Source organism: Levilinea saccharolytica, assembly GCF_001306035.1.
Lineage (GTDB): Bacteria > Chloroflexota > Anaerolineae > Anaerolineales > Anaerolineaceae > Levilinea > Levilinea saccharolytica.
Window position 1 is genome coordinate 89,789 of the sequence record NZ_LGCM01000031.1, and the last position, 18,502, is coordinate 108,290.

17 protein-coding genes and 1 tRNA gene are annotated in these 18,502 nt (G+C 58.9%); 4 read left to right on the forward strand and 14 right to left on the reverse strand.

The features are described from left to right. Positions 1-15 precede the first annotated feature (15 nt). The 10 genes from gltX to ADN01_RS08625 form a co-directional block, all read right to left on the reverse strand. The gene (gltX, locus tag ADN01_RS08580) at positions 16-1,500 is read right to left on the reverse strand and encodes a glutamate--tRNA ligase (protein ID WP_062418682.1); all 1,485 of its coding nucleotides are present in this window, start codon (positions 1,498-1,500) and stop codon (positions 16-18) included. A gap of 13 nt (positions 1,501-1,513) precedes the next feature. Then, a complete protein-coding gene (locus ADN01_RS08585) occupies positions 1,514-2,641 on the reverse strand; it encodes an FtsW/RodA/SpoVE family cell cycle protein (RefSeq protein WP_062418683.1) in 1,128 nt (375 codons plus the stop codon). Between the two features lie 40 nt (positions 2,642-2,681). Beyond that, entirely contained in the window at positions 2,682-2,948 is a 267-nt protein-coding gene (gene minE, locus ADN01_RS08590; RefSeq protein WP_062418684.1) for a cell division topological specificity factor MinE, read from the reverse strand. A gap of 3 nt (positions 2,949-2,951) precedes the next feature. Continuing rightward, positions 2,952-3,755: a septum site-determining protein MinD gene (gene minD, locus ADN01_RS08595; protein WP_062418685.1), complete on the reverse strand. Its 804-nt coding sequence runs from the start codon at positions 3,753-3,755 to the stop codon at positions 2,952-2,954. 8 nt (positions 3,756-3,763) lie between these two features. Next, entirely contained in the window at positions 3,764-4,447 is a 684-nt protein-coding gene (minC, locus tag ADN01_RS08600; protein ID WP_113918871.1) for a septum site-determining protein MinC, read from the reverse strand. Positions 4,448-4,473: 26 nt separating this feature from the next. Then, on the reverse strand, positions 4,474-6,555 hold the full coding sequence (mrdA, locus tag ADN01_RS08605) for a penicillin-binding protein 2 (protein ID WP_062418686.1): 2,082 nt from the start codon (positions 6,553-6,555) through the stop codon (positions 4,474-4,476). Continuing rightward, a complete protein-coding gene (gene mreD / locus ADN01_RS08610; RefSeq protein ID WP_062418687.1) occupies positions 6,552-7,052 on the reverse strand; it encodes a rod shape-determining protein MreD in 501 nt (166 codons plus the stop codon). The genes mrdA and mreD overlap by 4 nt, the downstream gene beginning before the upstream one ends. A 2-nt stretch (positions 7,053-7,054) precedes the next feature. After that, positions 7,055-7,900 carry a rod shape-determining protein MreC gene (gene mreC, locus ADN01_RS08615; protein WP_062418688.1) on the reverse strand — a complete coding sequence of 282 codons (846 nt, stop codon included), beginning with the start codon at positions 7,898-7,900 and terminating at the stop codon, positions 7,055-7,057. 73 nt (positions 7,901-7,973) lie between these two features. Further along, on the reverse strand, positions 7,974-9,032 hold the full coding sequence (gene mreB, locus ADN01_RS08620) for a rod shape-determining protein (protein ID WP_062418689.1): 1,059 nt from the start codon (positions 9,030-9,032) through the stop codon (positions 7,974-7,976). Between the two features lie 191 nt (positions 9,033-9,223). Next, positions 9,224-11,152 (reverse strand): formate--tetrahydrofolate ligase, encoded by a 1,929-nt coding sequence (locus ADN01_RS08625; protein ID WP_075071074.1) that lies wholly within the window; start codon positions 11,150-11,152, stop codon positions 9,224-9,226. A gap of 298 nt (positions 11,153-11,450) precedes the next feature. Here ADN01_RS08625 and ADN01_RS08630 point away from each other — a divergent pair, with 298 nt between their 5' ends. After that, positions 11,451-12,311 (forward strand): DMT family transporter, encoded by an 861-nt coding sequence (locus tag ADN01_RS08630; RefSeq protein ID WP_062418691.1) that lies wholly within the window; start codon positions 11,451-11,453, stop codon positions 12,309-12,311. A gap of 63 nt (positions 12,312-12,374) precedes the next feature. On the opposite strand, the gene ADN01_RS08635 is transcribed toward ADN01_RS08630, so the two are convergent. From ADN01_RS08635 to ADN01_RS08645, 3 genes are all read right to left on the reverse strand, one after another. After that, positions 12,375-12,458: transfer RNA gene (locus ADN01_RS08635), tRNA-Leu, on the reverse strand. A gap of 18 nt (positions 12,459-12,476) precedes the next feature. Further along, complete coding sequence (locus ADN01_RS08640; protein ID WP_062418692.1) at positions 12,477-13,154, reverse strand: PHP-associated domain-containing protein; 678 nt, start codon at positions 13,152-13,154, stop codon at positions 12,477-12,479. Further along, positions 13,132-14,088, reverse strand: coding sequence for a lysylphosphatidylglycerol synthase transmembrane domain-containing protein (locus ADN01_RS08645; RefSeq protein WP_147239068.1), 957 nt, complete (start codon positions 14,086-14,088; stop codon positions 13,132-13,134). Before ADN01_RS08645 ends, ADN01_RS08640 begins: the two co-directional genes overlap by 23 nt. Positions 14,089-14,261: 173 nt before the next feature. On the opposite strand from ADN01_RS08645, the gene ADN01_RS08650 reads away from it, so the two are divergent. Together ADN01_RS08650 and ADN01_RS08655 are read left to right on the forward strand one after the other, a co-directional pair. Next, on the forward strand, positions 14,262-15,215 hold the full coding sequence (locus ADN01_RS08650; RefSeq protein WP_062418694.1) for a carbohydrate kinase family protein: 954 nt from the start codon (positions 14,262-14,264) through the stop codon (positions 15,213-15,215). Next, entirely contained in the window at positions 15,215-16,153 is a 939-nt protein-coding gene (locus tag ADN01_RS08655; protein WP_113918872.1) for a pseudouridine-5'-phosphate glycosidase, read from the forward strand. Before ADN01_RS08650 ends, ADN01_RS08655 begins: the two co-directional genes overlap by 1 nt. A gap of 84 nt (positions 16,154-16,237) precedes the next feature. Here the strand turns inward: ADN01_RS08655 and ADN01_RS08660 are convergent, their stop codons facing one another. Then, positions 16,238-17,260, reverse strand: a complete 1,023-nt coding sequence (locus ADN01_RS08660; RefSeq protein ID WP_062418695.1) for a hypothetical protein — start codon at positions 17,258-17,260, stop codon at positions 16,238-16,240. 161 nt (positions 17,261-17,421) lie between these two features. On the opposite strand from ADN01_RS08660, the gene ADN01_RS08665 reads away from it, so the two are divergent. Further along, positions 17,422-18,502, forward strand: a 1,081-nt coding sequence (locus ADN01_RS08665) for a serine/threonine protein kinase (RefSeq protein ID WP_236690997.1), incomplete at its 3' end; no start/stop codon positions are given.

Consider the following 18,502-nt stretch of genomic DNA (forward strand, 5'->3'; position numbering starts at 1 on the left):
TCCTCTATGCCGTCCCTAGCCTTCCAACATGCGCACGGCCTGTTCCACCTGCTTCAGCACCCGCTCGCGGCCCATGATCATCATGCTTTCAAATAAGGGTGGGCTGACCTTTTGGCCGGTCACCGCCACGCGCAGCAGGCCAAACACCTGCCCCGCTTTCAGCCCCAGTTTTTCCACCAGTTCGCGCATGGGCGCTTCCGCCGCCTCCGGGGTCAGCTCCGGCGCCGCCGCCAGCACCGCCAGCGACTGCCGCGCCACATCCAGCGCCTGCTCGCGCGTCATCCCCGCCGGAACCAGCTCCTCCGCCGCGGGCAAAATTTCGGTCTTGAAGAAGAATCCCGCCAGGTCCGGGGCTTCGTCCAGGGTCACCAGCCGCTCCTGCACAATCGGAGCGATCTTCACCAGCGTGTCCAGATCCGCCGCGTATCCCGCTTTCTCAAAGAAAGGTTTCATACGCTGTGCCAGGTCCTCCACCTGCAAGTTGCGCACATGCAGCCCGGCAAAATGGTCAAATTTCGTAAAATTAATCGCCGCCGGAGAGGGGTTAAGGTGTTCCAAAGAGAATTTTTCCACCAGATCCTTCAGGCTGAAAAATTCGGTGTGGTCGTCATAGCTCCAGCCCATCAGCGCGATCCAATTCACCACCGCTTCGGGCAGATACCCCAGCTCCTTCAAATCCATGACGTAGATCGAGTAGCCGTCTTTGAGCAAATCGGCGCTTTCACGTTTGCTCATCTTACCCTTACCGCTCGGCTTCAGGAACACCGACAAATGGCAGTATTCCGGCTCCACCCAGCCAAACGCGCGGTGAATGAGAACGTGCAGCGGCAGCGAGGGCAGCCATTCGCTCCCACGGATTACGTGGCTGATGTCCATCAAATGATCATCCACCGTCGCCGCCAGGTGATACAGGGCAAACCCATCGGTTTTCACCAGAATATAATCATCAATCGTTCGGTTTTCCACGGTGATCTCGCCCCGCAGCACATCCCGCACGGTGGTCGTTCCTTCCATCGGTGACTTAAAGCGGATCACGTGCGGTTCGCCCGCCTCTACCCGCCGTTTGGCCTCTTCCGGGCTTAAATTCCGGCAGGTGCGGTCGTAATGCGGCGGTTCCTTACGCTTCTGCTGCTCCTGACGCATGCGTTCCAGCCGGTCGGGCGTGCAGAAACAGGGGTAGGCGTGCCCGGCTTCTACAAGCTTGTCCGCATATTCCTGATAAATCGCTTTGCGTTCCGACTGCCGGTACGGCCCATACGGCCCGCCGATTCCCGGCCCCTCGTCAAAATTAATCCCCAGCCACTTCATCCCCTCGATCAGCTCTTCTTCAGCCCCTGGAACCAGGCGCTTGCGGTCGGTATCTTCAATACGCAGCACAAAGGTCCCGCCCGTTTTGCGCGCCAGAAGGTAGTTGTACAGCGCGGTGCGCCCTGAACCCAAATGCATACGCCCCGTGGGGGATGGGGCAAACCGCACCCGAACAGGTCTGTTGTTCTCCATAAATTGGCTCCAATCAAAAATTCAAGGATTTATGCCGTGCCGCGACGCTTTCCACCAAACCCAGACCCAAAACCAAAGACAGCAGCGAGCTGCCCCCATAACTGATGAAAGGTAGCGTCAGTCCGGTCACCGGAATGACTTTTAAATTCACCCCAATATTAACCGCAGTTTGGAAGAATAACAAGGTGGCAAAACCATATGCGATCAGCGCCCCAAACATATCGCTGGCCCGGCGCGCCACACGGATGCAGCGTAAGATCACAAACAGCAGCAGCAGCATCACCAGCGCCGTGCCCACAAAGCCAAATTCAGAGGCCATCGCGCTGAAGATAAAGTCGGTATGACGCACTTTCAAATAACGCAGCTGCACCTGCGTGCTGTGCCCGTAGCCCTGGCCAAACAGTCCCCCCGATCCAATCGTAATCAAGGCCTGTTCCACGTTGTAGGTGTCGCCGTGCCGCGCGTTGGGGTCTGGGAACAAAAAGTTCACCACCCGCCGGATCTGATATTCTTCAATCACCGGAATTTTCACCCCCAACGAGATCAGCAGCAGGAACAACGCCACCCCTGCCACGCCGATTCCCACCATAAGCGCCAGATATTTGGGCGGAACCCCGCTGATCCATGTCATTGAGAGCCACAGCACAAACATCACAATGGTCATCGAAAGGTTCGGCTGCATCACAATCGGGATGACCATCACCACCGTCAGCGCCAAACTCTTGGCTAGCCAGCGCAAATCTTTGGGCTTGTCCGCCGCGTTGGCATAGTAACGCGCCAGCACGATCACCATTACAATTTTGGCCAGCTCCGAAGGCTGAATGTTCACCGGCCCCACATTGATCCAGCGCCGCGAACCAAAGGCTACATCCCCCACCAGATAAATAAAGATCAGCAGCAGGATGACAAAAATGTACATCCACCGCCACAACGAAAACCAATAGTGATAGTCAATCGCCGCCACCACCAGGGTGATGATCAGTCCAGTCACCACGAAGATCACCTGGCTGTTGGCCGCCCCCTGCAATTCCGCGTTTCCTGCCACAGCGGAGCGGATCATCACAATCCCAAAAATGCACAGAATGACCACACTGCCAAACAACACATAATCAAAGTACTGCCAAAACTCTCGCTTAAGCATACTAACCGTTAATCATCCAGCTGTCTCCCAGCCGTCCCGCTCATCGCCTGCGCGGCGTGTTCGGGCGAATGGGAATATCCGCAACCAGGCGCTGCTCGCGCCCATCTTGCGCCACATTGATCCGCACAGCCTGCGGATCAATATCAATATACCGAGAAATGACCGCCAGCAGCTCATTCTTCATACTGTTGAGCGCCTGTTCCGAAAGGTCGGTGCGGTCGTGAATCAACACCAGTTTCAGGCGCTCCTTGGCCTGATTTGCGCTTGCAGGTTTACGACCCGTGAGTTTATCAAGCCAGCTCGTCATGTTCTAGTCCCCTCCGGGCCGCAGCATCCGCGACAGCTTGCTAAAAAGGTCCGATTTCTCGTCCAGGTCTAAGAACGGCACCTGCTCACCGCGCAGCCGCCGCGCAATATTCGTAAAGGCTTTGCCCGCCCGCGATTTTGGATCCAGCGCCACCGGCTGACCGCGGTTGGTGCTCACAACCACATTTTCATCCTCCGGCACTACCCCAATCAGCTCAATCGCCAGCAGCTCTAATACGTCCTCGGCGTCCATCATGTCCCCGCGTTTCACCATACCGGGGTTCATGCGGTTGATCACCAGGCGCGCCGGGCCTTTCTCCTCGGCTTCCACCAGCCCAATGATGCGGTCCGCATCGCGCACCGCCGACACCTCGGGGTTGGTCACCACCACCACCACATCCGCGGGGGCAATGGCGTTGCGGAAACCGCGTTCAATCCCCGCTGGAGAGTCAATCAGAATAAAATCAAACTCGCCGCGCAGTTCGTCCACCAACCGCACCATGTCGCTGGGCGTCACCGCGGATTTATCACGGGTTTGCGCCGCGGGGATCAAGTACAGCTCCGGCAGGCGCTTGTCGCGGATCATGGCTTGCCGCAGCCGGCAGCGCCCTTCCACCACATCCACCAGGTCATATACAATGCGGTTCTCCAGGCCCAAAACCACATCCAGGTTTCGCAGGCCGATGTCCCCGTCAATACACACTACCTTCAGCCCGCCGTTGGCCAGGGCCACAGCAAGATTTGCGGTGGTGGTTGTTTTTCCTACCCCGCCTTTACCGGATGAGATCGTAACAACAGTGGCCGCCATGAGTCTCCCTATTTTTGATTCCAGGTTTCTGCAACAATTTGACCATTAACCACCCGGACAATTTCCGGGTTTGATTTCCCTTTGCGCTGCGGCGTCACGGCGATGTGCCCGGCAATCCGCAGTTGGGTGGGGACCAGTTCCAAAGCGCACACCACTGCCTTTTCGTCCCCCTCTGCTCCCGCGTGCACCACCCCGCGCAGCTTACCCCACACCACCACACTGCCCCCCGCCACGATCTCCGCCCCTGGGTTCACGTCCCCAATCACGGTCACATGCCCGGCATAAGCAATCCGAAAGCCAGAGCGCAGCGTCCGCGCCACCAAAACCGTGGGCTCGCCCGGCAGGTTGGTGTCCACCGGCTTCACCCGCTCTGGGCGCGGGATGGAAAGGCGCGTGGCCAATCCTAAAACCTGAGCGGTGTTTTCCGTCTTTGGCGAATTGCTCAGCACCGCCCACAAAATCACCCCGCGGTCCGAAAGTTTATCCCGCAGCCCCCCCAAATCCGCCGCGTTCAAAATGCGGTTGCCCACTTCGAGTGCCACCCGCGCCCCCTGGAAGAACGATGCGCGTTCAGCGATATGGGCCAGCAAAGCCTCCTGCACCTCTCCCCAGTCCCCCTCACCCAGAGTGATCAGCAGGCCGTCCTTGATCCCTTTAATTTGAACGCTCAGCGTCATTCCCGCATTGGTCATAGTTTGTATTATATCGCACCCCTCAATTACGATCCACTCTTGGCCGCGTCAATCGCCTTCAATTCAAAATAGGTTTCCATCACCTTGCGCACCACCGGCGCCGCCACCGTTGAGCCTTCGGTGCCGTTGTACACAAACGTCAGCACCACAATTTCAGGGTCATCATAGGGTGCATAGCCCACATACCAGGCGTGCGCAGGCCACAGCCCCGGCTTGCACAGATCTTTTTCCTGGGCCACATCATCGCAGTACTCCGCCGTACCGGTCTTCCCGCCAGATTGCAGCTCGCTGTCGGCAAAGATCGCGTCCGCCGTACCGCCTTCCAGGGTCACCATATGCATGCCCTGCATGGCCAGGTCAATGATCCACGGCTCCACCGTCTTGCGCTGCTCGGTGGGGAACTGGTTTTCGTCATACACCGTGATCAGCGGGTCCTTGGTAATGTCCCATTTCAGCTCAGGCTCGAAGGGTTTCACCACATGCCCTTCCACATCCAGCACTTCCCGCACCAGGGTGGGACGCATATATTGCCCTTTGTTCACCAGGATATTGAACGACATCAGCACCTGAATGGGCGTCGCCAACACATACCCCTGACCCATCGCCGCGATGTAGGTGTCACCCGTGGACCAGTTTTCGCCCACGTTGATGCGCTTCCAGTTGGGGTCTGGGATCAAGCCGTCTTCTTCGCCCGGCAGCTCAATCCCCGTGCGCGTGCCGTAGCCCAGCGCGCGCATATATTCACCCATGCGCCAGATGTTTAACCCCTCCGGCACTTCATCCTGATAGCCGCCGGAGACCTTATAAAAGTACATATCGCACGACCAGGCGATCGCGTGCAGCCAGTCCACCTCTCCGTGACCAGCCCGTTCCCAACACACATACTCCCGCGACTGGCCTGGGTCGTTGGGCGAATAGCGGTTTTCCAGGGTGATCTTACCGGGATCAAAAATACGGAATTCTGGCGTCACCACCTTTTCGTTCAAAACGCCGATCGAGGTCGGCAGCTTAAACACCGAGCCAGGGGGGTGTTCCGCCGAAACCGCGTGATTAAACAAAGGCCGGTTCGGATCGCGGCTGAGCTGTTCATAGTAATACGCAGGGATCAAGCGCGCCATGCGGTTATTTTCAAAGGTCGGGTAAGACACCAGCGCCAATATTTCCCCAGTTTTGGGGTTCGCGGCAATCACCACCCCGTTTTCTGAGATGATCTTGTTGGCTTTGGTGTTCCAATAATCCAGCTCGTTCACCAGCGCCGTCTTTGCTGCTTGCTGCAGGCGCGTGTCAATCGTCAGGCGCACATTGCGGCCCGGCTCCGGCAGCAGCGGCTCTTCCACATCACGCAGTTCCTGCCCGGCGCTGTCCACCTCCACCAACCGCCGCCCGTTCTTGCCGATCAGCAAATCGTCCAGTGACGCTTCTACCCCCGCGTAGCCCACCTTGTCGCGCCCCGGCACAAAACCCTGGGCTTTATAATCCTCTTCCAGGCTTGCCGGAATAGGGCCCAAAAAGCCGATGATCTCTGAAGTCAGCGCGCCGGTCGGATACTCACGGATGGGTTCAATCTCCACCTTTACCCCGGTCCAATCGCTGCCCCGCTCCTGAATCTTCATTGCCGTGGTCTGATCCACGTTGCATTTCACCCGCACCGGGTCGTAAGGCGCCAGAGTGTCAGCAATATACACCACCTGGGCGATCCCCAGGTCGTTGTCACACGGCTTAAAGGTGCGTACCACCTGCTCATCGGTGATATCCCCGCGGTTGACGGGCACATCAATCAGCACCGACAGACGGCGGTAAATTTCCTGAATAGCGCCCTCATCCGCTGGCAGCAGCGCCGGGGTGATGGTCACATTGTACGCCGCCACGTTGCGCGCCAGCACATACCCGTTGCGGTCATAAATGATCCCTCGTTGGGTAGGCGTCAGCACTTCCGTCAGGCGGTTTTCATCCGCCTGAGCCAGATATTCAGGGCCGTCAATCACTTGCAGGGTAAACAGCCGCATTAAGAAAAACCCAAATACCGCGGCAATCGCCAGATAAAAGACCAGCATCCGCCAAAACTCAAAATACGAATGCTGTTTTTTCGCTTCCTCAGCACCGCTCATTCATCCACCTCACTCGCATGCACCGAATGAGCTAAATCGCTCACCAGCGCATAGACCGGCAGCGCAAACAATAAGTTGAGCAGCGCGCTGGGCATGATCACATTCGTGACCGACTCCAACCAGCCCAGCGGCACGCCCGTGGCCTTCAATGCCACCAGCGACAGAAACTGGTAACCCATTGTACCGAAAAATGCGACAATAAACATCGTCAAAATCGGCACTTTCCAAACCCGCCGCTGCAAAATACGCGCCAAAACCGTTACCAATAAATACCCCGCCAGGGGGATAAACAACGGCAGCGCCGTCACCGCCGTCACCAAAACGCCTGCCACCACCGCCCAAATCCACCCCGAACGCACCCGCTCCTGCAAAGCCCAGGCCGCCACCACCAGCAAGATGATATCCGCCGCCCCATGCAGCAGCTGAAGGCGGCTGATGACCGCGGTTTGCAGCATCAGCAGAAAGGCAAAAACAGGCAGCGCCAGCAAATAGTCCATACTCAGGGGTTTTGAGCCGGCATCAACGGGCCGATATCCACGGGACGGAAATTGGTGATCACCAAAACCGCCCGCAAGTTGCGAAAATCCACCACCGGCTGCACCGATGCACTTTGGAACAGATCGTTTTCCCGCTTGCGAACGCTCACCACCTGCCCCACCACCACATCCTGCGGGTAAGAGCCGCCCAGCCCAGAGGTCAAAATAAGCTCTCCAGGTTTCATCTCCATATCCTGCGGGATCATCTCCAGGTTCACATCCCCCGTGATCGAACCGGTCAACATCACGTCCACATCCTGCGATTGCAGGCGCACATTCACAACCGTCGCCGGGTCGGTGATCAGCTGCACCCGCGCCGCCCGCGCCGTCACCGCATCCACGCGCCCCACCAGGCCCTGCTCAGTAACCACGGGCATCCCGTGGCGCAGGCCGTCATCCGAACCGTGATCAATGAAAATGTAATGGAGAAATGGGCTGGGGTCGCGGCCAATCACCGCCGCAGCCACATATTGATTTTCAGGCCGCGAGCGAGCAAAATCCAAAAGCGCGTACAGCACCTGGGCCTCGCGCAGCTGCTGTTCAAGATCTACCACTCGCGCCTGAAGGTTAAATACCTGGCTTTCCAGCTCCGCGTTGCGCGCACGCAGCGAAGCCACATCCCGCGGAACGGTGATGAACTCCACCACAGCCAGATAACGACTTGAAATCCAGCTCTGGATCCCAACTACCGGGGACAGAGCCGAGCTGGTCACCGTATTCAGGTAACCGCTAAAGCCCAGGAAGATGATCCCCGCAACCAAAAGCGCAACGGCTATCGTTTGCAGATTTCGCGGTAGAAATTTTTGCATCGTAAGGTTCAGAACCTGCTTCGTACAACCCGTTCGCACCCTTTACCCATGCAGGTGCGCAGTGATTTTCAGATTAACGGTATCCGCCGCGATCCAGCGGAACCAAAAAGTCGCGGTACAGCTCCAGATTCTCCAGGATCATCCCTGCGCCGCGCGCCACACAGGTCAGCGGGTCTTCCGCCACCCACACACGCACATTCAGCTCATCGGACAATCGCTCAGCCAAACCTTGCAGCAGCGCCCCGCCCCCCGCCAGGCAAATGCCCGTTTCCAAAAGGTCCGCCACCGTCTCTGGCGGAGCTTCATCCAGGGCGTCTTTGATCGTATCCACAATCACCTGTACCGAACCAGAAATGGCCTCGCGGATCTCCACCGAAGAGATTTCCATCGCCTCCGGCAGGCCGTTCACCAAATTCCGCCCGCGCACGGTCATCGTTTTTTCGGTCGGCAGTGGGTAAGCGCTGCCAATCGTCACCTTCACTTGTTCTGCCATGCGTTCGCCGATGAACAGGTTGTATTTATTGCGGATGTAAGTGACGATATCCTGATCCATCTCGTCGCCCGCCACGCGCAGCGAGCGTGAAACCACCACGCCCCCCATCGCCAGCAAAGCCACTTCCGTCGTACCCCCACCGATGTCCACAACCATCGTCCCGCGAATGTCCATCACCGGCAGCCCCGCCCCCAAAGCCGCCGCACGGGGTTCCTCCACCAAATAGGTCTCTCGCGCCGATTTCATCGCCGCGTCTAAGACTGCCTTCTTTTCCACTTCCGTAGCCCCTGAAGGGATGCCAATCACCACCCGCGGCTGCGGCAGCGGAACCACGGTCTGCTGATGCACACGACCAATAAAATAATCCAGCATGGCCTGGGTGATGTCAAATTCCGAGATGACCCCATCCCGCAGGGGGCGAATCGCAATCACATCCGCCGGGGTGCGCCCCACCATTTCCTTGGCCTGTGCGCCAATCCAGCGCGGCTTGCGGCTGCGCTTTTCAATCGCCACCCAGGACGGCTCATTAATCACGATCCCTTTACCACGAACATAAACCAATGTGTTGGCAGTCCCCAGATCAATACCAATATCCAGGGAAAATAAGGCTAGCAGCCAACTAAATGGGTTAAATGCCAAATTGTTCTCCTACGTGCCCGAAGGCGCTTGAATGCTCGGCGTTGATGGCTAACTCGCGAAAATTATACCATATTCAAATTTTTACAGCCCTCAAGCAGTTTTCACATTGTACGGCAACCCCCAAAAAACGATCAACAAGCAAGCCCTCCCCACATTTTTGTATGCGGGGAGGGCTCATACACACTTTTGGTTTAAAACAGGCCGGTGACCCGCCCCGTCTCCAGATCCAAATCTACATCATAGAAAGCCGGCCGCGTCGGCAGCCCAGGCATAGTGCTCATCTCACCCAGCAGAGGGTAGATAAAGCCCGCCCCCACCGAGGCGCGCACGTCCCGGATCGGAATGCGGAAACCTTTCGGCACACCCTTCAGGGTCGCGTCGTGGCTCAGGCTCAAGTGAGTCTTGGCCATGCACATGGGCAGCTTGTCGAAGCCCAGACGGGTGTACTCCTCAATGCGCTGCTCCGCCAATTCCGAATAATCCACCCCGTCTGCCCCATAGATCTCGCGGGCGATGGTCTCAATTTTCTGCTTAATCGGCCATTCCAGCGGGTAGAGGAACTGGAACTGAGACGGCAGCTCAGACGCCTTCACCACCGCCTTGGCCAAATCCACCGCACCCTGGCCGCCGAATTCCCAATGGCGGCTCACCACCGCGTCCACCGCTCCGCCTTCTTCAATGGACATCTTGCGGATCAGCTCAAGCTCAGCTTCGGTATCGGTAGCAAAGCTGTTCACCGCCACCACCACCGGAATGCCAAATTTGCGCGCCGATTGGATGTGGTGCAGCAGGTTGGGCATGCCCGCGCGCAGCAGTTCCAGGTTTTCCTGGATATACGCCGTGTCCAGCGGTTTGCCCGCCACCACCTTGGGGCCGCCGCCGTGCATCTTCAGCGCGCGCACCGTCGCCACCAACACCACCACATTCGGGACCAGTCCCGAATAGCGGCATTTGATGTCGAAGAACTTTTCCATGCCCATATCAGCCCCAAAGCCGGATTCCGTCACCACAAAATCCGCCAGTTTCAGGCCGATCTTGTCCGCCAAAATCGAGCTGTTGCCGTGGGCGATGTTGGCAAACGGCCCGGCGTGCACAAACACTGGCGTGCCTTCCAGGGTCTGCATCAAATTGGGCTTAATCGCGTCGCGCATCAACACCGTCATCGCGCCCGCCACACCAAGGTCGTCGCAGCTCACCGCGTTGCCGGCCTTGTCCAGACCGATCACGATCTTCCCAAAGCGCTCGCGCATATCCGCCAGGCCCGTGGTCAGCGCCAGCACAGCCATGATTTCCGACGCTACGGTGATATCAAAGCCCGTCTCTCGTTCGTGACCGGTTTCGTTCGGTCCGCGCCCCACCGTCACCCCGCGTAAGAAGCGGTCGCTGGTGTCCAGCACCCGCCGCCAGGTGATCGTGGCCGGGTCAATATCCAACCGGCACAGTTTGCGCCGTTCTTCGGGGGTCAAATCATCCGGATCGGTCTTGTCAATCCCCAATCGTTTCAAACGGCCCACCAGCCCGCGCCCAAAGGATCGCTTGCCGTGTTTGTTTTTGGGCATCAGGCGCTCGAACATCTGCTCATCCGTCGCCTGTGATTCGTGCAGCATACGCACATCAATCGCCGCCGCCACCAGGTTATGCGCTGCGGTGATAGCGTGAATGTCGCCGGTCAGGTGCAGATTGAAATCTTCCATCGGGATCACCTGGCTGTACCCGCCGCCGGCGGCCCCACCCTTAATCCCAAAGGTCGGCCCCTGGCTGGGCTGGCGAATGGCGGTGATCACCTTATACCCCAGATGAGCGCCCAAAGCCTGGCTCAAGCCCACGGTTGTGGTCGTCTTCCCCTCCCCCAACGGGGTCGGCGTGATGGCCGTGACGTCAATATACTTTCCGTCGGGCACGTCCGCCAGGCGGTTCAACACTTCCAATTTCACTTTGGCTTTGTACGGCCCAAAAAACTCGATCTCTTCAGGGAGAAGGCCCAATTCTGCCGCCACATCGCTGATCGGCTTAATGTCCGATTCCTGGGCAATTTCAATGTCCGAGGGCACCGGTGTTCTGCGTTTTAGCTGAATAGGGGTAAATGGGCGCGCTGCGGAAGGTCGTTTTTCTGCACTCATCCTGGCTTTCCTTTCTGCTCATCTGGGATAGGGAGAGGGTTTCGGACAGTAAGTATCGCTTTAGGGAAACCCTGTCTTGTGTTCGATTGCGCGGGTGAATTGTCTGACAATACTTCACCCCAACGCCGATATGCTAATTATCGTTCAACTCGAAAAGAAACGCAAGTCCGCTGTTTGCAGAAATTTTTACCGATTTCCTCCGATATTGCCCAGACATCTGGACAATCTTAGGACTATACGCAGTTTCCCCCCCTTTTGAAGTATAATCAGGCCACTCTCCTTGGAAAGGATCGCCCCCATGTCCACCTCGCCCCCCTGGCGCAGCATCGCTCTGGTTGCCCTCGGCGCCCTGTGCTACAGCACCCTGATCATCTTCACCCGCCTCACTCACGACATGGGCGCCATGAGCATCGCCTTCTTTCGGGCCTTTTTCGCCTTTCTCTTCTTCTGCTTGCTGCTCATCCGCTTTCGCGAGCCGCTTGAATTTTCCCGCTACCGCTCCGGGGTCTGGGCGTTGGTCGCCTCCGGCCTGGCTATGGGCCTCACTGCCGCCCTGTATATCTTCGCCATCCAGCACACCACCGCCGCCAACTCCGCCCTGCTGGTCAATTCCGCCCCCATTTACATCGCTTTCCTGGCCCCCTGGTTCCTGAAAGAGGTCCGTCCGCGTTTCACCTGGCTTTCCCTGGCCCTCATCCTGGTGGGCATCCTGCTCATCACCGGCGTGCTGGAAAAAGGCCTGACTCTCGATTCCCTCTCCGGCATCCTGGCCGGGGTGCTTTCTGGCTTCACTTACGCCCTCACCATGCTCTTCAGCCGCTTTCTGCGCGGCAAAGCCTCGGGCTTTACCCAAACCTTTTGGAACACCGGCGTGGCCTCCCTGCTGCTGCTGCCTTGCGCCCTGCAAGGCTCCTGGGACACGGTGCGCTCCAACCTGCCCGTGCTCATCCCCCTGGGGATCATCTCCCTCGGAATCGCCAGCTTTCTGTATTTCGTCTCCCTGCAAAAACTCAAAGCCCAGGTGGTCAGCGTGGTCGCCATCCTCGAACCGGTCAGCGGCGTGCTCATAGGAACTCTGCTTTATCAGGAACCCCTGACTCTGGCCTCCATCTTCGGCAGCCTGTTGATCCTGCTCAGCATCTACCTCATCTCGCGCTGAATTTGCCCCTTTAAAGCGCTTATCCGGCCTCGCGGTCGGATAATTTGCCTTCGATATAATCAGTGGGGCGAGTGGGGGTCGAACCCACACAGCCTTACGGCCGGCAGATTTTAAGTCTGCTGCGTCTGCCTATTCCGCCATCGCCCCGTACCTTCTTATTGTATTCTACCTTCGCCGGGCGTCAAGAGCTTTGACCAGGCGCTTTTGGCTTTTCGCAAAAAGTGAGCCGAAGCGCACCCACAGCGGCGAGGCTCCGCCTTCCATCTGACCTTCTCGCACAGCCTCGGCAAATTCATCCCGCGTGGTAAACGGCCGCACCCGTAGGGTGGCTCGCCCCACCTCCCACAGCAAGTGTGCGTCCGAACCCACCGTGCCCGCCAACTTATGCGTCTGAGCAAATTCCTGCGCGCTGCGGTTGATCTGCGGCAGCACACAGCGCGCGTTAAACACCTCCACCGCGTCCACCAGCGGCGCAATCGCCTCCAAATCCGCCAGCGCCCACCCGTGCCGCTGCCGGTCAAAGGGATGCGATACACTGATGTAGGCCCCCTGTTCCCGCAGCCGTTCAATCGCCACTTTGGGCTTTAACCCCCGCGGCACTTTTTCCTTCACAAAAAACGCCAGCAGCTCGCCCCCCGTGGTCAAAATCTCTTCCCCCACAATTACCCGTTCGGGGTCCATCTGCTGCGCTTCCAGGGCTGCCCAAATCTCGTTGTGATCGGTGATCGCCAACCGGTCCACGCCCTTGCGCCGCGCCTCATCCAGCAAATCGCGCGGGTTCACCAGGCTGTCGCCGGAGGCGTAGGTGTGGCAGTGCAGTTCAATCTTGAGCAGAGGGGTCATACGCCGACCTCAAACCGATAAGCTGCGGTGAAACCGCCCACATCCCCAATCCCAGGAGAATCCCAAACCACAGCGTCGCCAGCCGGATCAAGACCGTGGCGGTCGTGGCCTGCGCCGGTTCCAGCCCGCCCAGCAAGGTCAGCATGCCCGCGATGGAGACCTCCGCCGCACCCATACCCCCCGGCAGCGCCGAAACCGCCCCCACCACGGTGGAAAAGGCCAAAATAAACACTGCCAGCGAAAGAAGCTGCCAGCTCGGTTCTAGACCCAGGCCGAGAAGAATGAAGTAAAACCCCACCCCTTCGCCCAGCCATGAGATCGTCCCCAGCCCCACGGCCACCGCCGTGGGCGCAGGCTGAAACAGCATGTAGCTGCCTTCATAAAACTCCCGCACCGTGCCGATGAAACGCTTAATCACCGGCAGTCTTTCCCCCACCCCCAAAGCCCACATGGCCGCCGGCCGCACCTGCGCCAAAACCAACACCGCCAGTAAGCCGACCAAAATCACCACAAACGCCGGCCAATACTGCGGGTAAGCCACCACCCCCAAAACCGACAGGGCCATCACCGCCAGCCCGTCGCTGATGCGCTCCGCCACCACCACCGACACCCCCCGCGCCACCGGCAGCCCGCTGCGCTGATTAATCCATACCCCCTTGAGCACCTCGCCCACCTTCCCAGGGGTAATCGCCAGCGGGAACCCACCCACAAACATGCGCAGGGATTCCACCCAGGTGATATGGTGAATGCCGATCACGTGCAGGTAGTAATGCCATTTGACAAAGCGCAGGGTGTAATTGAACAGAGTCAGCCCCAATGCCGCCGGGTACACCCGCCAATCAAAGGTGCGCATCGCCTGTCCCACCTGACGCAAATCCCCCATCAGCGCCAGACCCAGCAGCACCAAAAACCCCAGAATCAACCCTGGGGTCATTCGCTTTAAAATCGGTTGGGAATTATTCTTCTCGTTCACCAAAGACGGCCTCTTTAAAAAAATTATACCTGAGTTTTTCGCATACGCCCAACCACCTCTTTTTGCCTTCCCCTCCAGAATCGTTTACAATACACGTATCAATCCAACGCGCCACGATTTTGAAGGAGTGCAGCATGAGCCTGGATGATTTTAACCCCTCACAACAAACCGTCTTGGTCATTGGTGCTGCCGGTCTGGATATTGTCGGCCGTCCCTCGCAAATGCCGGAGTTCGGCGCATCCGTCCCCGCCGAGGTACGCCCTTCTTTTGGCGGCGTCGCGCGCAATATTGCCGAAAATCTGGCCCGCTTGGGGCAGCCCGTTTCCCTCATCACCGTGGTGGGCAAAGACACCTTTGGCCAGCAATTGTTGGAATATACCGCCCAGGCCGGCGTGGATACTTCCGCCTGCCTCCGCTCCAGCCGCCTCACCACTGCCGCCTATCTGGCCGTCCTCACCGAGCAGTCCCGCCTGCATTTCGCCCTGGACGATATGCGCGTCCTCTCAGAGCTGACCTCTGCCTATTTGCGCAAACAGGAACACCGCTTTGCCAGCGCGGGGTTGATCTTTGTGGATGCCAATCTCTCCCCCGCCGCCCTGCGCACCGTCTTCAGTCTGGCGCGCAAATACCGCGTACCGGTATGCGCCGATGCCACCTCTTCCGTCCTGGCGGCCAAACTGAAGCCCTACCTCGCTCAGCTCTTCATGGTCACCGCCAACCCCCACGAAGCCGCCATCCTTTCCGGCACAACGTCAGCCCCCGAAGGCCCCGAGGCCGCCCAAAAAGTGGCCCGTGATCTGATTACCCTGGGCGCCGAAATTGCCGTTCTGCCCATCGCTGCCTTTGGCGTGTGCTACGCCAGCTCCGAAACCAGCGGCCACATCCCCGCCATCCGCACCGCCATTCTTGACCCCACCGGCGCAGGCGACGCCCTCACCGCCTCCGTCATCTTCGGCCTGCTCAACCACATCAGCCTGGATGAAGCCACCCGCCTGGGTGTCTCCGCCGCTTCCCTGACCCTTCGCCATCCTGGGACGGTCTACCCCGACCTCTCCCTGGAAATCTTATACGATCAACTGGTGATCTAATGACGACAAAAATCCCCTCCGATTACGTATTTTCGCCTGAAGTTGCCGAGGCACGCCGGTCAAACCAACCCATCGTAGCCCTGGAAACCGCGGTGGTCACCCACGGCCTGCCCTACCCCATGAACCTCGAGCTGGCGCGCGATCTTGAATCCGCCGTGCGCGCCCAGGGGGCCGTCCCCGCCACCATCGGGCTGCTCGACGGTAAAATTCACGTGGGCCTCACCGCCGACGAGCTGGAACAGCTGGGCACCCCCGGCGGCCCCTCGCGCAAGGTCAGCCGCCGTGATTTTGGCCTGGTGCTGGCCCGCAAAGAAAAGGGCGGCACCACTGTGGCCGCCACCCTCATCGCCGCCCACGCCGTGGGGCTGAAAGTCTTCGCTACCGGCGGCATCGGCGGCGTTCACCGCGGGGAGATCTTCGATGTCTCCGCCGACCTGCCCGAACTGGGCCGCACGCCGTTGGTGGTGGTCTGCGCCGGCGCAAAATCCATTTTAGACCTGCCCGCCACGCTGGAAGTCCTCGAAACCCAGGGGGTCACCGTCTTAGGCTATCAAACCGACGAATTCCCCGGCTTCTATTCGCGCGAATCCGGCCTGCCCGTGGGTGCGCGTGTGGATACCCCGGCTGAGGTAGCCGAAATTGCCCGCCGCCATTGGGCGTTGGGCATCGAGGCCGCCCTGCTGGTCACTGCCCCACCCCCGGCTGAGGTAGCCGTACCCCGCGAACAAATCGAAGGCATCATCCAGCAGGCGCAGGCCGAGGCCGTCCAGCAAGGCATCCACGGCGCCAAAGTGACTCCCTTCCTGCTCTCGCGCGTCAGCGAATTGAGCGGCGGCTCCAGCCTGCGCGCTAACCTGGCCCTGCTGCGTAACAACGCCGCCATCGCCGGTCAAATTGCCTGCGCAATGGTGGTGGGCCCCAAAACTGAACACGCCTAAACCTTACTTTCCCTAAGAACAGAAGCGGGCTGCCTTTTCAATGAGGCAGCCCGTTTGATTCAAGATCAGCAGTCCATCCAAGCTCTACGGCGTCGGTGAAGGCCAGCGGGTGTCCGTGATGCGCGGCGTCCGCGTCGGCCACAACGTGGAAGTTGGCGGGCGAGTGCGCGTCACCGTGGGGGTCAAGGTCACCGTAAAGGTCAGCGTGGGCGTCCGAGTCCAGGTGATGGTCAGCGTCGGCGAAGGACCAAAGGTCGGCGTCACCGTGCGCGTGGGAGAAGGCGTGGGCGTGCCCGTGGGGGTGCGCGTTGCCGTCGGTGTGCGCGTGGCGGTGCGGGTGGCTGTCGGCGCAGGTGGGTTGCCTGTCACCATAAAGCGGCCCGAATTATTCCACTGCATCCCGACATAGATCTGCACTTCATATTCCCCCGCCGTCCATTGATCCGACGACGGTTCGCAGTCCGTATACCCATACCCACCCGTCGAGCCGTCCCATGGTTTGGTTTCCACACACAGGATCTTTGCGTCGCTCAGCCGCACCCACAAAGCCGTCCACTGCACGCCGTCCACCATCTTATCGTAGGTGAAAGCTCCGTACAGCTTTGTAATCGGGTTAGCAAATTCATTCACAGGCTCCACGGCCTGATTGTTCTCGTCAATTTCACGAGAGAAGCGCGGCGGGCTGAACACCGATTCAGGGTTGGGGGTTACTTCCGCATCAAACTGCGCGGCAATCTCCGGCGGAATGGCTGGCGTGTTGGTCACCGAAGGGGTGTCGGTGATGGTGGGGGTCAGGCTGATCGTCGGAGTCAGGGTAATGGTCGGCGTCAGGGTAATGGTGGGGGTCAAGGTTGGAGTCGGCGACGGCGGGAAAACCAGGTATGCAGCCGGTTCGGCGAACTGGTTCAAGAACACGGCCACCACCCCCATCGCCAATCCCACGCCCACCATGCGCCAACCGCGCATGATCTGCTCGCGCCGCAGACGAAAATACATCAGCTTCCGCCCGCTCACAATCGTGCGAATCCCTAAGAACAGGCCCAGCAACACTCCCACCAGAGCCAGATAAAATGCCGTTTGCACACCCGTGTGAATATCAACGTTCATAAGCATCAGTCAACTTTTGTCAACCCTGGCAGAATTATAGCATGTTCCCTCCGCCTTTTTCAGCCCGCAGCGTCCAAAAACCCAATTGTCGCCCGAATTTGAAAAGCAAAATTACAACATCCTAACCTTGCTGCCAGAACTCGTTGCAGTTTTTACTACTCTTGAGTAAAATCAATACCGGAACCAATCTGCACATGACTCTCAACCCAGGGACCCTCCTCAACAACCGCTATCGAATTGTCTCCATCCTGGGGCAAGGCGGAATGGGCGCTGTGTATCAGGCCGTAGATGAGAATATCAAAATCTACGTGGCCGTGAAAGAGAACCTCTTCCTCAGTGAAGAATACACCCGCCAATTCCAGCGCGAAGCGAGCATCCTCGCCAGTATGCGCCATCCCACATTGCCCAGGGTCGGTGACTATTTTGCGATCTCGGGTCAGGGCCAATACCTCATCATGGATTACATCGAGGGTGAGGACCTGCGCCAGCGAATTGAGCGCATGAACGTCCTCCCGGCGCGGGATGTCATTCTCATCGGTGCACAGATTTGCGACGCCCTCTCGTACCTGCATTCCCGCACCCCCCCCATCGTCCACCGCGATATCAAACCCGGCAACGTTAAAATTACCCCGGAGGGTGAAGTCTGTCTGGTAGATTTTGGCCTGGCCAAGATCATGATGGACTCACAGGCCACCACCACCGGTGCGCGCGCCATGACCCCCGGCTATTCGCCGCCGGAGCAGTACGGAACCGCCCGTACCGATCCGCGTTCAGATATCTATTCTCTCGGCGCCACCCTATACGCCACCCTCACCGGGGTTATTCCGGAAGATGGTCTGGCCCGCGCCACCAACAAAGCTACCCTCACGCCCATCCGCCAGTTCACCCCCACGGTAGACCGGCGCCTGGCCGAGGCCATCGAAATTGCCCTGGAAATTGAGCCGGAACACCGCTACCAAAGCGCCGAGGAATTTAAAACGGCCCTGCTTGAAGCCGGCAGCATCAACCCCGCCACCCAGCGCCGCCTGCTGGTCACGCCGCCCCCCGAAGGCAGCTCATCTCAGCCGCCAAAGCCCCCGTCACGCCCCCTCAACCCCACCCCGGCGCGCCGCAAACGCAAAGTGCGCATCAAGCCTTTCCCCATCGTTCTGGCCGCCCTGGTACTCCTGCTCACCGCTTTTTCCATTCTGCGGCCAGATGTGTCGGCTGCCATCGCGGCCCGCTTCATGCCCGCCCCCCTCG

Excerpts from the sequence above, each read along its gene's own strand:
- ADN01_RS08650 (WP_062418694.1), top strand. The coding sequence starts at position 14,262 with ATGAGCCTGGATGATTTTAACCCCTCACAACAAACCGTCTTGGTCATT.
- ADN01_RS08640 (WP_062418692.1), bottom strand. The coding sequence starts at position 13,154 with ATGACCCCTCTGCTCAAGATTGAACTGCACTGCCACACCTACGCCTCC.
- ADN01_RS08660 (WP_062418695.1), bottom strand. The coding sequence starts at position 17,260 with ATGAACGTTGATATTCACACGGGTGTGCAAACGGCATTTTATCTGGCT.
- ADN01_RS08625 (WP_075071074.1), bottom strand. The coding sequence starts at position 11,152 with ATGAGTGCAGAAAAACGACCTTCCGCAGCGCGCCCATTTACCCCTATT.
- mrdA (WP_062418686.1), bottom strand. The coding sequence starts at position 6,555 with ATGAGCGGTGCTGAGGAAGCGAAAAAACAGCATTCGTATTTTGAGTTT.
- minD (WP_062418685.1), bottom strand. The coding sequence starts at position 3,755 with ATGGCGGCCACTGTTGTTACGATCTCATCCGGTAAAGGCGGGGTAGGA.
- ADN01_RS08645 (WP_147239068.1), bottom strand. The coding sequence starts at position 14,088 with ATGACCCCAGGGTTGATTCTGGGGTTTTTGGTGCTGCTGGGTCTGGCG.
- mreD (WP_062418687.1), bottom strand. The coding sequence starts at position 7,052 with ATGGACTATTTGCTGGCGCTGCCTGTTTTTGCCTTTCTGCTGATGCTG.
- ADN01_RS08630 (WP_062418691.1), top strand. The coding sequence starts at position 11,451 with ATGTCCACCTCGCCCCCCTGGCGCAGCATCGCTCTGGTTGCCCTCGGC.
- gltX (WP_062418682.1), bottom strand. The coding sequence starts at position 1,500 with ATGGAGAACAACAGACCTGTTCGGGTGCGGTTTGCCCCATCCCCCACG.
- ADN01_RS08585 (WP_062418683.1), bottom strand. The coding sequence starts at position 2,641 with ATGCTTAAGCGAGAGTTTTGGCAGTACTTTGATTATGTGTTGTTTGGC.
- mreC (WP_062418688.1), bottom strand. The coding sequence starts at position 7,900 with ATGCAAAAATTTCTACCGCGAAATCTGCAAACGATAGCCGTTGCGCTT.
- minE (WP_062418684.1), bottom strand. The coding sequence starts at position 2,948 with ATGACGAGCTGGCTTGATAAACTCACGGGTCGTAAACCTGCAAGCGCA.
- minC (WP_113918871.1), bottom strand. The coding sequence starts at position 4,447 with ATGACCAATGCGGGAATGACGCTGAGCGTTCAAATTAAAGGGATCAAG.
- ADN01_RS08655 (WP_113918872.1), top strand. The coding sequence starts at position 15,215 with ATGACGACAAAAATCCCCTCCGATTACGTATTTTCGCCTGAAGTTGCC.